The organism is Paenibacillus hunanensis (genome assembly GCF_034055775.1).
Lineage (GTDB): Bacteria > Bacillota > Bacilli > Paenibacillales > Paenibacillaceae > Saccharibacillus > Saccharibacillus hunanensis.
The window spans coordinates 1,643,064-1,659,388 of the sequence record NZ_CP139194.1; the positions used below are offsets into that span (position 1 = coordinate 1,643,064).

A 16,325-nucleotide genomic window follows, 5' to 3' on the forward strand; every position below is an offset into this window, starting at 1 on the left:
AATATGTAAACGGTATAGAGATAGAACGACGGTTCCTGAAGCCTCTCCTTATACGCGACAGGCATATTATTTAATATAGAGATGTGGGATGAGACGTATGGACAATGACAAGCAACGATTAAGCGTAGAAGCAGCACGACTATACTATTTATCCGACTATAGCCAGCAGGAGATTGCGACACGTCTGGGCGTGTCACGTCCGACGGTATCCAGACTGCTCCAGCTTGCAAAAGAAAAGGGCTATGTGCGCATCGATATCGTTGATCCATTGGAGGATCTGGATGCGCTGGGGGAACAGCTACGCAAGCAATATCGTTTGGAGGCTGTGCAGGTATGCTATTCACCTGCTAATGAATATAAAGAAATCCAGCGACATATTAGCAAGCGTGCCGCTGAATATTTGTATGAGATCGTTCAGGATTCAGATATTATCGGTGTAACCTGGGGGCGCACGATGTATTCCGTGGCGCGCCAGCTGGAGCAAAAGCAGGTGCGTGGCGTCGAGGTCGTGCAGCTCAAGGGTGGAGTGAGCCATTCGCATATTAATACGTATGCGGCGGAGACGGTGAATCTGTTTGCCGAAGCATTTCATACGAGCGCGAGGTACTTACCCCTGCCTGTTATTTTCGACAGTATTGAAGTGAAGCGTATGGTCGAAGAGGATCGCCATATTCAGCGTATTATCGAGCTGGGTAGACAGGCGAATATTGCGATCTTTACGGTAGGGACGGTTAAGCAGGATGCGCTGCTGTTCCAGCTTGGTTATTTTAATGAGGAAGAGCAGCGATTGCTACAACGTACAGGCGCAGGCGATATTTGCTCACGCTTCTTCGATGCGAATGGTGAAATTTGTAGCCCGGCGATTAATGAGCGGACGGTTGGTATCGATCTGCCTGATTTGCGCAAAAAAGAGAAGTCGATTCTCGTAGCAGGCAGCCAGCGTAAAATCGATGCGATCCGCGCTGCGCTCGTGGGGCGGTATGCGAATATTTTGGTGACGGATCAGTTTACGGCGCAGGCGTTGTTGGCGGAGTAGGGATTGGATATAGGAAAAGATAGTTTGTACATGTGATAGAGAATGTGTCTGAAAGCTGTACACTGTACTCCAGTTTGCTGTGGTTTTCGCTAAAAAAGATCCATATTTTGTTTTTTACCAGAATTAAAAGAATAATGCGATTTGAAGGTGGTCACTGCCGAGTGTTCAGACACCACCTGGTAAGGTGAGAATTACTGAAACTGAGCAAGTACTGGGTTTTTAAAATATGGTATTCCCCATTATGTAAGATGAGTCTGGTAATTATGGATATGTAGCTTTGTCTGATTGCGATTCTATCGTATACGATCCGATTCGATATCATAGAAGCTAATAGAGTAAGCTTTCGTATGCTGATATTATCTAAATCTAACTTCAATTTCTTTTAAAATGCATCAAGTAAAATACATCAAGCTTTCAGCCGATCCCAAGCTGGAGGCTTTTTTGTATGTCCGTGATACCGTCGAAGTCGGCACATCTATACAATATAGAGCAGATTTAGAGAAACAGGAGGAAATTGAAGAACATAATAATTTTTGGTTACGTAAATTAAAAACTTCCATTTTTGAAAACACCAGCTATAATCGGATTGTTGGGATATGTAGATAGAGAAGTACATAACGTATAAAAAAGAGCATATGAGTGTGATCTCAATTCTCATGACAACAAATTTACGACAACGGAGGTGTTGATTCGGATAAGATGAGCGAAACCTATCTAAAAAAAGGGAAGAAGTAGACAGTTTGCTTGCTAAGTCGTTACGAATTTGAATTAAAGGAGTCCATTCTCTATGAAAATCAGAAGTTTGCCTATTCAAGCTTCATTGCTGCAAAAAATTATGCTATTGCTATGTATCTCGCTTGTCCTCATACCGGTATTCTCAGCCGCCGCAGCCACCCAGCGCGTCTATCAATATAACGAAAATGGACGCTTGACGGTTATGTATACGGCGACGCAAAAAACAACCTACTCCTATGACAAAAATGGCAATCTGGTCAGTAAGCAGGTTGAGCAGGGAGATTATAGTAGTGTGGTGAATCCGACTGCACCAGCGCCTACACCAACACCAGAACCAACGCCGGCTCCGACGCCTACACCGGCTCCAGAGCCAACACCGGATCCAACGCTGGTTCCTCCGCCTGTACCGACTCCGGCAGCACAGGGATTGAATATTGTATTTACAGTAGACAGCCCTAGTGTAGAACCAACAGAACCTTTAACTATTGCAGGCTGGTATCTAGATCCGGTGGGTATTCAACGTATTCAAGTATATGTGGATGACATATTCATGGGCAATGCAGTAATGGGAATTAGCCGAGAAGATGTATATAAAGCATATCCTTCGTATAACAATCATATATCTGGCTTTCAAATGAAGATTGATCAAACGATACAGACGAGTGGAACACCATACACGAAAAAGAATAAGAAGAATAAAAAAGAAGTTGTACCTGGCAAGTTTTATCATAAATTTAAAATAGTATTCATTAACCGTAACAATCAACAAAATTTTTCAGAGTATTATATCATCTTAAATCATTAAATTAATTGGATAAAAGAGAAGGAGCTATCATGCGAATAATGTTTTGCAAATATATCATCAGTTTTATACTGCTTCTAGCTATGTTCAGTTCTATGTTGGAACCTTACGTTCATGTTTCAGCGGCTGCTACTAATACTTCGGTTCAACATATCTCAGCGCCTAGCCAAGCAGCGCCGGATGATTCAATAGACACGCCTTGGACAGAAGAATCTCCTAGCGTTCAAAAAGATGTTTATCAGCCAGAACCGATCAATCCGGAACTCCAATACATTGAAAATAAACTTGATACATTCATTCTACATTCAGAACAACGTATCATGGTGAATGATGATGAGAATTCGCCTTTATCCAATAATGGAATGAACGATGATCAAGTTCGAGAGTTGATGACATCTGATACCAATATTGTTGATATCTATTGGATAGAGTATCTATACCGCCTAACGAATCAAAATCCACTGCAAATATGGAAACAAAAGAAAGAGTATGCTTTATCATGGAGAGATTTTGAAGCCTATTTCCTAAAACAGAATCAGGTCTCTTCCTCTGTATCTGAAGATGTGTACAGCGCGCCCATTCAAACTACGAGTGCGATGCTACAAGCGAATCAACAAGTCAGTATCGCTTCGACCTCATCATCGTTGTCGAGTAAAATTGATAGCGTGCTCGATGACACTTTAGCTCCGCGAAGTTTAAATCAAACGAATAAACAACAATACTCGGATCAAGATAGCGATGCAGAGCAAATCGATCCTTCTTCAGGCAATTTAAACTGGAAAAAAAATCTGTTGCATCTGTCTGGACGCGATGGAATGGATTTGAATCTAGGTTTAATGTATGTGTCGAGTCAATCCTCACCTTATTTGAGATATTATAATGCTAAGCCTGCCCAGGTAGTGGCGTTTAACTACTTTGTATCTCGCTATAATTTAGGAGTGGGCTGGTCATTTCAATTCCCTTCTGTGCAAACTCCAATGGGGCTTAAAACAGGTGCTATGTTTTATCATGATGGGCACGGCGGTGTGTATGAAATCAATGGAAATGAAAAAGCTGCACCAAATTCTCCGGATAAGTATAGTAGTTTGAGTGGTTATCCTCGTAAAGATTTTAAATTTAGTGACGACTTTAATGGAGAGCAATACACGAATGGTCAAGAAGTGTCCCGATACTATACAACCGATGACGCAGGCCATAAACAGTACTTTGGTGTGAATGGCAACCTTATCGGTCAGCAAGATCGATATGGTAATGAGATTAAATATTTATATGAAAATAAAACGCTCTACGACAAAAGAACTCAACCGATTTTGTCCAAAATTATTGATACCTTGGGCAGAACCATTTCTTTTGATTATGATGACACTCTACAAAACGAACAGGATTTTACAGGTGAGAAAATCACCATCACACTTCATAATCCACAAGGTGAGTCGATCCGAAAACTTTATTTGACAAAGTCACGATATGAAATGACTTCAGGTTACTTGCTTCAAAAGTATGCTCCTGTTTTACGAAGTATTACGGATTCGACTGGAGATGAGACTTCATTCGATTACGATATCCAGTCTACTGGATTCAATTTCAAATCTCGCGATCTTGATTATATGCATACTTTTGCACAACCATATTTATTATTAAAGCAAATTCAGCAACCACGACTGGTAACGAATTATACGTATGAGAAAACACTACGAAATTTTGCAAAAGGTGTCGCAGAAGAATTCCGTATGAAGTCCAGAAATAACCAGGCTTATCAATTTCAAAATGGACAATCGACCCCTATTGGTCAGTATTTCGCGACGACGTATGACTATGAAAATGATTTTTCTGGTTACCCACAATATGAATATCCAGATGATCTACCTGCGGATTTTATATTCTCAACAACAGTTCACGATCTGAATAAGCAATTAGTTAATCGGTTTAATGGGAAACATCAACAAGTATCTAATCAAGTCACCGCCAACAATGGCGAACAAAAAAATACAACGTATGTTGCCTATGATCCGATATTCACCCAGTTTCCGACTCAAACCAAAATCGAATATCAAGATGCCAATGGAAAAAAGACATATATTCAAGATGCAGCTTACACCGATTGGGGCAGTATTCAAAGTCAAACTGATGCTCTAACTGAGGATGACTACAACAATACCGACACCAAAGCTCGCCATACCGTCACGTATGCGTACGATCCAACGTATCATCAAGTCACCAGCAAAACATGGTACCAAAATGGTGGCACTGCATTGACTGAAAAATACGCCTACACTAGCACCGGACGCCTGCAAAGTGCGATCAACGCTCTAGGTGAAACAACGACCTATACCTATGATGCATCGCCAGCGAATCCCAACCAGATTCAGCGTATGACGCAGCAAAAATCGATCCGCAGTGGCGTCACCTCCAGCGTCACCACCACCTACGGAGCCGATTACAGCTATGTCTATCCAACCGAGCAGACGAGTACATTTACAAATGCCGATCAAAGCAAACGTACCGTTCGCCAGACAATGACGTACGATCCTGGCACAGGTCTACTCACAAGTCAAACCGACAGTGAAGGCAACACGACTACTACCACCTATGATGCGCTCGGTCGCCCGATCAAAGTCACCCAGCCTTCCATGACCAATCTGGACGGCACCGTCTATGCGATTGAAGATCAATATGCTTATACCAATCGCGTCTACAGTACCGGAGCAGACAGCACGAATGCAGGCATACTCACGCTGCGTGTCGATAGCATCCGTCAGTACACGAATAAAGCAACCGGTGCAGTTACGGTCTTGAGTCGTCAAGCCGCATATTATGACGGATTCGGCTTCCTACGTGTCATGGAAACGTACAACGACACCAACGGCTGGACGCGCTCGCAATACCATCCCGATGATCTAGGACGTGCAGTGTATGCGATTGATCCAATGGGGAATACCCAAACCGCAGCCTATGATGCATGGGATCAGCAATCTGAGTTCACCGATGCAGAAGGCAATTTGTATATCAGCAAGCCGCTACTCACGAAGCAGCAAACGCAACACTATACCATCGCCGCAGCGAACGTAGCCACCTATCGCTCCAACCCAGATAACACCAGTATCCGCCTGAATCTGCTGGAGCAAAACTTTGATGCCTACGGTCACAAGCTGAAAGTAGTTGCTTATAAAGACGGAGCAGCGGGTCATAGCCAGCCGATTCAAGAAAGCTACACGTATGATCTAGCAGGTAACGTACTCACGTATACCGATCCCAACGGCAACCAGAACAGCAAAGGTGTAACGACAGCCTACACCTACGATGCCCTTAATCGCCTGACAAGCGTACAGGATGCCCTGGATCAGACGAGCAGCTACACGTATGATGGAGGCGGCGGATTATCTAGCGTCATCATCAGCAATCCAAGCGGTAAGAGCGAGACGCTCTACACCAAAAATTACAATGAACAAGGCTTACTCACGGACAAAGCGGATAGCACCAGCAATCACACACAAATGAACTACAATGCTCGTGGTCTCACAGAGCAAACGATAGATCGCAATGGAACCAGTGCAACCTACACCTACGATGAGCGCGGACAACAAACCACGGCGACCTTGAAAGCATCTAGCACCAATACGTTAGCTAGTGGCACGATGCAGGTGAAAAGCATTTACGGCTCCGGTGGCAACATCCTAACCGATCGCCACGAGCTCTATATCAACGATGCGAAAGTGGCGACACAGACGAGCACCAGTGATAAGCTGGATCGCATCACAAGCTTGTCTTCTAGCACGACCGACTATGCCGCACGTCTGGATGCCAGCTATGATCCACTGGATCGTGTAAACAGCCAGACGAGTACCTTAAATGGAACCAGCTTCCTGACAAACTATGGCTATGATAAATCTCGTCTAACCCAGATTCAAACGAACGGCGCACAGGTAAGAACGACAGCAGCCACAGCGAATGTCAATTATGCCTATACCCCATCCGGACAGGTACAGCAGATTACCTTCCCTACCTTGTCTGATGGAACAACGCTGCAAGAAAACATGACTTACGATCCGATGAATCGCCTGACACGTGTGAGTAATACGAAAGGCGATAGTACGCTGTCCGTCTATAGCTACCAGTACGACAACAACGGTAATATTACCTCAGTAACAGAACAGGTCAAGGACGGCACACCGCAAACCTCGACATACAGCTATGATAAGCTCAGTCGTCTGACGGGTGTGAAGCGTGCCGATGGTACCGAAACGGCATATAGCTACGACCTGCGCGGTAATCGCCTGACACAAAAAGATACACGTGACTTACCGGATGAAAAAGCAGCAAATTATCGCTATGATCTGCAAAATACCCTGATCTCAGTGACAAAAGATAGTGTGAATACAGTACTAGAGTACTTGCCAGATGGTCTGCGCTGGAAGAAAACAAACGGCAGTAAGGTGACGCAATATAGCTATAATGGAGCCGATCAGGTGATTGGTGACCAGACGAGCAATGGAACCATCTCCAGCTATATTCGCGGCGACCGCGTCCTGGTGAAAAAGGATCTAACGAATCAGAAGGATTACTACTACCTGTACAATGGACACGGCGATGTCGTGCAGATGGTGGGGACGGACGGTAGTCTGGTAAATAGCTATCAGTATGATGAGTGGGGTAATCTGACGCAGCAGAAAGAAACGATCGCGAATGAGTTCAAGTATGCGGGTGAGAACTATGATTCGGAAACAGGATTATATTATCTGAAGGCACGGTATTATGATCCGAATATGGGGCGGTTTGTTAACGAGGACACGGTGGAAGGGCAAATTAATAATCCGCTGAGTTCCAATCTATATACGTATGTTGAAAATAAGCCTGTTAATATGATCGATCCTACTGGGAATATGGGACAGATGGTTTGTTCTCAAAGTGATGAGGCATGTCAGGCTAAAGCTGAATTCAATAGACAATTGCAAATTGCAAGAGCAGATCAACTTTTTGAGACTATTGGAGATTACGTCAATACTTCAATAGATAATTTAAATGCCTTTGGACCAGCAGGATCGACAGCGAATGTAACCCTAAAGTCTTTGGGATATGGACTTAAATATGCAAGCGGTATATTAAAAGCTGTATTTGCTGAAAAAACAACGATGAAGATTCTAAATTTAGGTTCGGGAAGCTCTCCTATAGAAGGCGTTATAAACATTGATATCAAATCGGGTAAAGGTGTTGATCTTGTTGCGGATGTTACCAAAGCATTACCTTATGCCAGTCAATCAGTAGACGCAATGATTGCCAGAAATCCTTACAAATATGCACCTATAAATTCGTTTACTACAGATGCACTAAAACCTGGTGGTACATTCACAATTACAGGAACATATTCTAACGCCTTTTTTAAAGAATACTATGATGCGACTGTAGAGCAGCTACAAACTTTAGGTTATAAAATATTATATCGGGGTGAAGCACAAGGAGCTTATAAATATAATAATTTTAAATCCGATGGAACATCTATTAAGCCAGAAGCAATGAAACAAATAACATTAGAAAAGCTAGGAGGGTGATTTTAAAAATGAGAATAACATTGGATGTAACAGGTTCTTTATTTAACGAAAGAATTTCTACGGAAATGGCATATACAGCATTCCATGCTAATTTTCACTTACCACATACCATGAATATGGAGATATATGGATGTCATATTATTCAAGAAGAATATCTACTTTTCAAGTCAAAACCATTCGTTATTACAGAATTGGGATCTGCAATGATGAAAGAAGGTGTTTTTATCGCAGGAAAAACAGATATCACTTTTACAGGGGTTCAGTCTGGCAGTTTATCCGTCTATTTATATCATCCAGACAAAAACGAATTTCTACGGGATCATCGAAAAAAATCGGTATGTTTACATCGTAATTGGTCATCCACTACAAATGAATATCGTGGAGCAGAATATGTTCTAGGAGGAACTTTAGAATGGCCTAGAGGACAACAAGAACTGATTTTGTATGCCACAGGCCAAGCGACGATGGAATTTGATACAGAGGATTGTATTACAATTAATGAATATTTAATGAATCCAGACAAATATACACATAAATTAGAAAATGAATTGCTCTCATAAAACAACAAAATGTTGAAAATATGTATGCGATGTTCTGGAACGTTTGTTGTACATCGAATGCCTTAGCTTCAGACAGATGGCATGTAAAAACCTATGCAGTATGTATTTGTCTATAACATTAAAGAATAAGAATGAATAAAGTGACCCCTGTCCAGTAGACGGAGGTCACTTTATCTTATTGACATTGCTATAGGCATAAAATCAAAGTCGTGGCGTACAAAGATGGCGCAGCCAGTTACAGCCAACCGATTCAGGAAAACTACACGTATGATCTGCGTTGGAAGAAAACAAACGGCAGTAAGGTGACGCAGTATAGCTATAATGGAGCCGATCAGGTGATTGGTGACCAGACGAGTAATGGCACGATCTCCAGCTATATTCGTGGCGACCGCGTCCTGGTGAAAAAGGATCTGACGAACCAGAAGGATTACTACTACCTGTACAACGGACACGGGGACGTCGTGCAGATGGTGGGTACCGATGGTAGTCTGGTGAACAGCTACCAGTATGATGAGTGGGGTAATCTGACGAATCAGAAGGAGACCGTAGCCAACGAGTTCAAGTATGCGGGCGAGACGTATGACGCGGAAACGGGATTGTATTATCTGAAGGCACGGTATTACGATCCAAATGTAGGACGGTTTATCAATGAAGATACGGTGGAAGGGCAGATTGATAATCCGCTTAGTTTGAATATTTATGGTTATGTACAGGGTAATCCACTTAGGTATACTGATCCTACAGGAAATCTTATTCAAGAATCGTACAATGATGGTGGATTAAGAGATTTATTACAACAGGCGCGAGAACAAATCACTTCAAAATCTGATCCCTTGTATGCTAAATATAAATCTACCGTAATTGAAACCTACAAACACTTTATAGATCCCAATCGATATAATTATTTATTTGATCTTACTACAGGTACAAGTACGTATGGAAATAGCGCAGGTAAATCCGATTGGGCAATAGCACAGTTAATTAGTGCTTATCAAGATTATGAATTGGCAGAATATATTGCTACACTTTCTATGGGATCACTTGGCGGTGTAGGTAACAGTTATGGCAAAGGAACAGGCAGATTTAATTGGAACTCGATTAGAGGTACACAACCAGTGATTGAGGGTACCAATGTCCCTAAATCATTTGTAATAACAGGACTCAAGGTAAATGGTAACGAAGTATGGGTTGGTGGAAACGCGACCAAACATATTGGTGAATTTATTAATTCTGCTAACAAAAAGGGAGGAGGAGCTCTCTCAGAGAATGAAATTATGAAAAGTTTTATGAACGCAGCTAATCTAGCATCAAAAGAAACGTTGCAAAAGGGAGATAATCGACTTTTTGTAGGTGGTTGGGAAATTGGTATTAATGGAGAAACTGGAGTTATATATCATGCTTTGATGAAGTAGGTGAAGAAATGAGTTTACAGTTAATGAAAACGTATGATGTAAATGCAACATGTATTAAAAGTGTAGAGGCAGTCAGTGAAGATTTGATTTTATTTAATATTGAGATGAGAAGTACATTAAATTTTGACTCGAGACCTTATCATTGGCGTTGTGACTTTGGAAATGTTCCGCCATTGGATCTATCATTAGATTCGGAAACAGGACTCATTAAAGAAATAACTGTTTTTATAAGTAAAAAAACGCTCATACGTGATTATAACTGTAATTGTATGTATTCCAATGAACTAAAGGGTTATCCAAGCTTTAATACAAAAATATGGACTAAACACGAATACTATTATGACGAGTTTTTGGATATCGGTATGTATCTGGACAATTCCATGTTAAATGTTTTATTAAAAGGAAGAGTTGCAAGTGTACGGCTAGAAGTAAATAATGTATTAGATATTTTATTTGATGAGAAAAATTTATTTATCGGCTTTGTTGTGAAAAATTTAGATTCTAAGGAATTATATTTCTTTGAGAGGTAGTAGTTTATTTAGAAATACTGGTGATAAATAATTTGATTCAAGTAGAGGCTGTGATTAATAAAGTTATAGCCTCTATATCTTTCATAGAGAAAATATTAAATGTTGAGTTTTATATAAATAACCCTGAGACTGAATATTTATTAGGGTATAACCACTCAGAATGTTTGATTGCCATACTAGCTAGAGAACCACGAAGGATATAAGTAAATCAAAATAAAGAGCTTTTTTTGCGCATGTCGATTTATTGGCGATTATATCATCGAGAAATTTCATGGGCAGTAGCAGGTCGATGAATACCGTGGTCCATATATTAGTCATATTGGAGGGACTCCTACATTCAAGCGATCTCCGCACCGAATGGTAGAATATGCGTTAGATGAGAATGATCCAACATCCTTATTTGAGGAAATTGTTATCATTCAAAATCTTATATAATGGGATTGATTTTGGATTCACTCTGCATTTGAATAGTAAACTAAATTAGAAAGAGAAGAGAAAAATGACTTCACCATATCCAATAATGACATCACCATTTGAAGTTGTGGGCTTTAAAGAAATGAATAAAAAACAAGCTCAGCAGTGCTTTGAATGGTTTGTAAGCGAAATTCCATCAAGATTAGAAATTTTAAAAAATGCCATAGAAGAGTCAGGTGTTCAAAAAATAGAACCATTTGACATGACGCCTCAATCTTTAACACCACTTTGGGATTGGCTGAAAGTACGTATCAACACTATACCTTATTCTCCTGATGAAAAAAAAGAATTACAGGATGGATTACCTCCATGGATAGCGGAGGATATTAGAGACTGGAAACTGGACATTTCTACGATGGCGTTAGCAGTGGATGTATCTATATATTTTGCCCAAGTATTCATAACAAAATACCCTTCACTAAAGTGGGACTTCTTGAAGAAACCTAAGTCTCATGTTTATTTCAATCAACCTATAGTAGCAGGGTTTAAAAATGGACCACTCCACTCGCCTACAATCGTTACTAATTTGTGCACTTCATATGTAGATAGAAAATCAGAAAAAACATTGTTATCTGTATTTGAATTTTGGGAGAAATTTATTTAGTATGCAGATTTAGTAGTCTACCTTGATCAAGCCTGGATGCTTGATCAAGGTTTTTTAATAAGATATAAAGTACTATCAATCCGCTAAAAAAATCCTAACCGATCGCCACGAGCTCTACATCAATGATACCAAAGTCGCCACACAGACGAGCACCAGTGATAAGCTGGATCGCATCACAAGTTTGTCTTCTAGCGCTACTGACTATTCCGCCCGTCTGGATGCCAGCTATGATCCACTGGATCGTGTCAATAGCCAGACGAGTACCTTGAATGGAACCAGCTTCCTGACAAACTACGGCTATGATAAATCTCGTTTGACCCAGATTCAAACGAACGGCGCACAGGCAAGAACGACAGCAGCCACAGCGAATGTCAATTATGCCTATACCCCATCCGGACAGGTACAAATGATGGAAAAGTATGGTTTTAAGAGCAATATAGCAAAAATAACACAGTGCGAATGTTTTACTGCTGTAATCAAGGTTCAAACAGATAAAGGAGAGAAGAATATCAAGGATATTAAAGTCGGAGATAAGATTCTTTCCAAAAATGAACAGACTGGCGAAATATCTTATAAAACAGTAATGGTTACGTTTAACCATCTATTCTATGTAAGTGATAAGGATGGGGTATTTGTTAAAGATCTTAAAGTTAGAGATTTACTTGTACAGAATGATGAGAAAAAAATTGAAATTGAAAGTATAGAGTTACTGAACAAACATGGTACAGTATATAATTTGACTGATCAAAGAAAAGGTATGAATAGTGCTCCTGTAACAGTTTACTATCATAAAAATGGTGGTTATGTTGCTCGAAGGAATGATACTGGAGAAATCATACAAGCTAGTGATGTTAATGATCCTAATTGGAGTACCTATTGGTCACCAAGTAATATTAAATGAAAGAAGTAAGTATTAAAATAAAAGGTGAGTGAGAAATGATAGTTTGGAATACGGAGTATGATAAATTGCCTTTGGAAAACATAAAGATTGTTGAAGAGCGATTGTCTCAAAAATTTCCAAATGATTATGTAGAATGTGTAATTGAATATCAAGGGGGTAGACCATCTTTATGCAATATCAAGATAACAGAGAACGAAACCATACAGTTTTGTTGTTTGTTGACATTTTTAGCTTTTGATGATTTAGATATTCTTGAAGTTTATAATTCAATAAAAAGAAAAATCCCATCATCATTAATTCCTTTTGGATTGGGATCGGATAATTATTTGTTTTGTTTTGATTATCGTTTCGGTGCTCCCCCAGCAATAGTGGTATATAAACCGAATGAGTCACTCCAGCTGGAACCTATTTATATTAGTGATTCATTCAAAAATTTTATAAACAAGTTGTTTTGACTTCTAACCTTGAGGAGTAAGATCCTCGAGGTTTTTTAAAAAAATTAGCATGCGATTAAATAAAATGGATAAATATATTCGAATGCTCACTCTATATGTACGCAAGCAACCCGACTTAAGCGTTTTAGAGCAAAAATTGAATGAGGTGTCTGAGGATTTTACAATAACACATAAGGAAGATTCCATTTGTATCGAGTGGAGAGGTAAGAAAGTAGTTGTGAACGTGGAACCATGAGATATCATCAATTCAAAAGAAGTAAAAGGAATCATAATAAACAATAGTAGTGGTTATGATGAATCAGCTGTTAGGATCAAACTTAATAATACAGTCAGAAAAAAGGGTTCAAAAGCGGGACAACCACGGCTGTTGCATTGAAGTTGGGAAAGCCAAGTACGTTATAGTATGTATAATCCTCCGTTAGCTAGTGGGACGATAAAGAAGATAAGTTTTTTTCATAATTCACGGTATGCAAAAGAAAATAGAACATCTATTCAGCCAGAAGCAATGAAACAAATAACATTAGGAAAGCTAGGAGGCTGATTTTAAAAATGAAAGTAACATTAGATGTAACAGGTTCTTTATTTGACAGAATCGATATGGAAGTGGCGTATACAGCATTCTATGCTAATTTTCACTTACCACATACTGTGAACATGGAGATATATGGCTGTCATATTATTCAAGAAGAATATCCACTTTTCAAGACAAAACCATTCGTCATTGCAGAATTGGGATCTGCAATGATGCAGGAAGGCATTTTTATTATAGGAAAAACAAACCTTACTATTACAGGAGTTCAGTCCGGTAGTTTATCCGTTTCTTTATATCATCCAGACAAAAACGAATTACTACGGGACCATCGGAAAAAAATAATCCATTTACATCGTAATTGGTCATCCACTACAAATGAACATCGTGGAGCAGAATATGTTTTAGGAGGAACTTTAGAATGGCCTAGAGGACAACAAGAACTGATTTTGTATGCAACAGGCCAAGCAACGATGGAATTTGATACAGAGGATTGTATTACAGGTAGTGAATATGTAATGAATCCAGAAAAATATACATATAAATTAGAAAACGAATGGCTATCATAAAACAACAAAATGTGTATGTGATGTTCTGAAAGTTTGAATTTACAAGATCAATAAATAAAATGAAAGGTAGATGAGCCTGTTGATAAAAGTAACTGACATTAAAGAATCTGAACTTATATTTGAAGCAAAATATATCAAAGAAGTACGTAATTATGACATTTTGACGAACTACATGTCGGATGATTGTGTACCTTATCCAATACATCAAGCAACGATGTTATGGATTAGTGAAGCAGGAGAATTAGGTGAGATTGAATGTATTTATCCTATAATGGTAGAGAGTAAAGAACCGCTCGAATTATCTGGCGTCCCTCAAAAGCATGGCGTACCTATATTGGAAGTGGTCTCAAGTGAGGATGCTGAAGTATGGATAGAGTACCAGAAGAATACATTTATAATTTGGCTAGCAGCTAATAAATCTATACAGTCATGTATAGAAGCTGCAAATATTAAGTTCTTGGTGACAGCAGAATCTGAATTAATAGGAATCTTGTGCGAAAGAGCTACAATAGAATGAGGAATGATCACTTAGAAGAAAGAATAATAGTGATCTACCTGAAATAACATTCAGTCGTTTTCACGTAAACAAAGGAGACAAAACCAATGACAGACACAACAACCGAACAACGCATCGCGGAATGGATGATTGAGCAGATCAAAAATCAAGGCACATTAAAGCAAGAAGATGCGATCGCTTATGTACGCGCAGAGCATGGAGAAGCATATTTATTTACAAGCGAAAGTGGAAATATATCACTATCCAAAGAGATCAAAAAAGCGTTCCGCAAGCAGCATAACGGCCGGATCGCCTGGGATCGGGATGGCTTTTTCTGGGCATGGACTTAAACGGTCTTATAAACGGATGAAGCTGTTAAAAGCAGCATCGTGATGTAATTGTAAGGACAGGCGAGATGAGCAGGAGTCATGCTAACTGAGCCGATATCTGACCTATTGTGGCGTGCTGAGACTATTTTGCATCTGTAGCGATATTCGATATACTTTACTCTAGTTTGATTGAGATGATCGTGAGATAGTAGCTGACGTACAGATCATCAATACCAATTTGGAGGGAAAACTATTGAATTCAACAGCAGTGTTAGAACGCCAAAATGAGATTTTACGACGCAATATTGAAACGATGATCATCAAAAACAACAGGGACGGATTGAGTCGCCAGGAAAATGGCTTTTACCATACAATGGTGAAAGAATGGCATCAGAATCAATACGAAATTAATCAAATGCGTGACTAGATCACGTAGCTGCAATTGCATATCGTTTGAATGAGAAGTGTCTACCAGGGGTAGGCGCTTTTTTCGTATCGTTTGGAAAATATATTTTGCGAGGCATATGATAAAAGGCATGATTATGCTACATTTTGTATATAAGAATGCATCAATGTAAATACCTATTTTATGTGACAGGAGTGATCTTAATTATTAGTCAACGCATACTGCTTGCAGCCGTCATATTGATCTGGGCGGGTGTCTATTATTTTAATAGTGGTAATCCAATTCAGCGATATGAATTTAAGCATGCGACAGAGCAATATTTAACCGAAGTATATAGCGATCATAGCTGGAAGGTTCAAGCGATTGACTATTCCTTCAAAGAAGGTGACTTTAGAGCAAGAGTAAACATGGATGGAAAGGTTGACTTTTCAGTGTTTGGAAACAATCTCGATGCTCTGAAGGATAACTATTGGGTATCTAAATGGAAGAATGAGATAGCAAAGTCTGTTGAGGAAAAAGTACAGGCAATCCTTGGATCACAAGCGGATGTAGTCGTAAATATCTTAATAGAAGGTAGCGATGTCATTCAGAAACGTTCCAATACGCTATACTACGCAGATATTGCTAATCAATCCTCAACTCAGACTACCATATTCCTAAAAGCTACGTTTTCACCAGATAAGATGGATCAGCAGATCTTTGAGATTGTACAATGGGCTCAAGACAAGCAATATAATGCTACACTCTTTTTTCAAACAGAGGATGATAGTATACATATTGAAATTCCCGCGCAACAACTAAAAAGCATTCGAACTTTGAATGATCTTCATCCATTTATCCAGTAGTAATTTCCTAAGCTAAATTACGATTTATTATCTGTACTGCAATAGATACGAGATGCTGTCTATACCATTGAAGTAGCCTGCTGCAATAGAGACATC

At 39.6% G+C, this 16,325-nt stretch carries 14 protein-coding genes; all 14 read left to right on the forward strand.

Annotation, left to right across the window (positions count from 1 at the left end; genetic code table 11):
* Nucleotides 1-97: 97 nt before the first annotated feature.
* The 14 genes from SK066_RS06630 (at nt 98) to SK066_RS06695 (ending at nt 16,229) form a co-directional block, all read left to right on the forward strand.
* Entirely contained in the window at nt 98-1,036 is a 939-nt protein-coding gene (locus tag SK066_RS06630; protein WP_188776188.1) for a DNA-binding transcriptional repressor DeoR, read from the forward strand.
* A gap of 787 nt (nt 1,037-1,823) precedes the next feature.
* Nucleotides 1,824-2,576 (forward strand): RHS repeat domain-containing protein, encoded by a 753-nt coding sequence (locus tag SK066_RS06635; protein WP_320544087.1) that lies wholly within the window; start codon nt 1,824-1,826, stop codon nt 2,574-2,576.
* Nucleotides 2,577-2,605: 29 nt separating this feature from the next.
* Nucleotides 2,606-8,119, forward strand: a complete 5,514-nt coding sequence (locus SK066_RS06640; RefSeq protein WP_320544088.1) for an RHS repeat-associated core domain-containing protein — start codon at nt 2,606-2,608, stop codon at nt 8,117-8,119.
* A gap of 8 nt (nt 8,120-8,127) precedes the next feature.
* Nucleotides 8,128-8,679, forward strand: a complete 552-nt coding sequence (locus SK066_RS06645) for a hypothetical protein (RefSeq protein WP_320544089.1) — start codon at nt 8,128-8,130, stop codon at nt 8,677-8,679.
* Nucleotides 8,680-8,888: 209 nt separating this feature from the next.
* Nucleotides 8,889-10,091 (forward strand): RHS repeat-associated core domain-containing protein, encoded by a 1,203-nt coding sequence (locus tag SK066_RS06650; RefSeq protein WP_320544090.1) that lies wholly within the window; start codon nt 8,889-8,891, stop codon nt 10,089-10,091.
* A gap of 8 nt (nt 10,092-10,099) precedes the next feature.
* Entirely contained in the window at nt 10,100-10,621 is a 522-nt protein-coding gene (locus tag SK066_RS06655; protein WP_320544091.1) for a hypothetical protein, read from the forward strand.
* A 499-nt stretch (nt 10,622-11,120) separates the two neighbouring features.
* Nucleotides 11,121-11,699 carry a hypothetical protein gene (locus SK066_RS06660; RefSeq protein WP_320544092.1) on the forward strand — a complete coding sequence of 193 codons (579 nt, stop codon included), beginning with the start codon at nt 11,121-11,123 and terminating at the stop codon, nt 11,697-11,699.
* Nucleotides 11,700-11,880: 181 nt separating this feature from the next.
* Entirely contained in the window at nt 11,881-12,600 is a 720-nt protein-coding gene (locus SK066_RS06665) for a colicin E5-related ribonuclease (RefSeq protein ID WP_320544093.1), read from the forward strand.
* A 35-nt stretch (nt 12,601-12,635) separates the two neighbouring features.
* The gene (locus SK066_RS06670) at nt 12,636-13,055 is read left to right on the forward strand and encodes an SMI1/KNR4 family protein (protein WP_320544094.1); all 420 of its coding nucleotides are present in this window, start codon (nt 12,636-12,638) and stop codon (nt 13,053-13,055) included.
* A gap of 549 nt (nt 13,056-13,604) precedes the next feature.
* The gene (locus SK066_RS06675) at nt 13,605-14,153 is read left to right on the forward strand and encodes a hypothetical protein (protein WP_320544095.1); all 549 of its coding nucleotides are present in this window, start codon (nt 13,605-13,607) and stop codon (nt 14,151-14,153) included.
* Nucleotides 14,154-14,232: 79 nt separating this feature from the next.
* A complete protein-coding gene (locus SK066_RS06680) occupies nt 14,233-14,670 on the forward strand; it encodes a hypothetical protein (RefSeq protein WP_320544096.1) in 438 nt (145 codons plus the stop codon).
* Nucleotides 14,671-14,756: 86 nt separating this feature from the next.
* Complete coding sequence (locus SK066_RS06685) at nt 14,757-14,999, forward strand: DUF6953 family protein (protein WP_320544097.1); 243 nt, start codon at nt 14,757-14,759, stop codon at nt 14,997-14,999.
* Between the two features lie 232 nt (nt 15,000-15,231).
* On the forward strand, nt 15,232-15,405 hold the full coding sequence (locus tag SK066_RS06690) for a hypothetical protein (protein ID WP_320544098.1): 174 nt from the start codon (nt 15,232-15,234) through the stop codon (nt 15,403-15,405).
* Nucleotides 15,406-15,578: 173 nt separating this feature from the next.
* Nucleotides 15,579-16,229, forward strand: a complete 651-nt coding sequence (locus SK066_RS06695; RefSeq protein ID WP_320544099.1) for a YfjL-like protein — start codon at nt 15,579-15,581, stop codon at nt 16,227-16,229.
* The last annotated feature ends 96 nt before the right edge of the window (nt 16,230-16,325 follow it).

What these genes read in the sequence shown, in the direction of transcription:
- SK066_RS06630 (WP_188776188.1), top strand. Translation starts at nt 98, where the DNA reads ATGGACAATGACAAGCAACGATTAAGCGTAGAAGCAGCACGACTATAC.
- SK066_RS06635 (WP_320544087.1), top strand. Translation starts at nt 1,824, where the DNA reads ATGAAAATCAGAAGTTTGCCTATTCAAGCTTCATTGCTGCAAAAAATT.
- SK066_RS06640 (WP_320544088.1), top strand. Translation starts at nt 2,606, where the DNA reads ATGCGAATAATGTTTTGCAAATATATCATCAGTTTTATACTGCTTCTA.
- SK066_RS06645 (WP_320544089.1), top strand. Translation starts at nt 8,128, where the DNA reads ATGAGAATAACATTGGATGTAACAGGTTCTTTATTTAACGAAAGAATT.
- SK066_RS06655 (WP_320544091.1), top strand. Translation starts at nt 10,100, where the DNA reads ATGAGTTTACAGTTAATGAAAACGTATGATGTAAATGCAACATGTATT.
- SK066_RS06660 (WP_320544092.1), top strand. Translation starts at nt 11,121, where the DNA reads ATGACTTCACCATATCCAATAATGACATCACCATTTGAAGTTGTGGGC.
- SK066_RS06670 (WP_320544094.1), top strand. Translation starts at nt 12,636, where the DNA reads ATGATAGTTTGGAATACGGAGTATGATAAATTGCCTTTGGAAAACATA.
- SK066_RS06675 (WP_320544095.1), top strand. Translation starts at nt 13,605, where the DNA reads ATGAAAGTAACATTAGATGTAACAGGTTCTTTATTTGACAGAATCGAT.
- SK066_RS06685 (WP_320544097.1), top strand. Translation starts at nt 14,757, where the DNA reads ATGACAGACACAACAACCGAACAACGCATCGCGGAATGGATGATTGAG.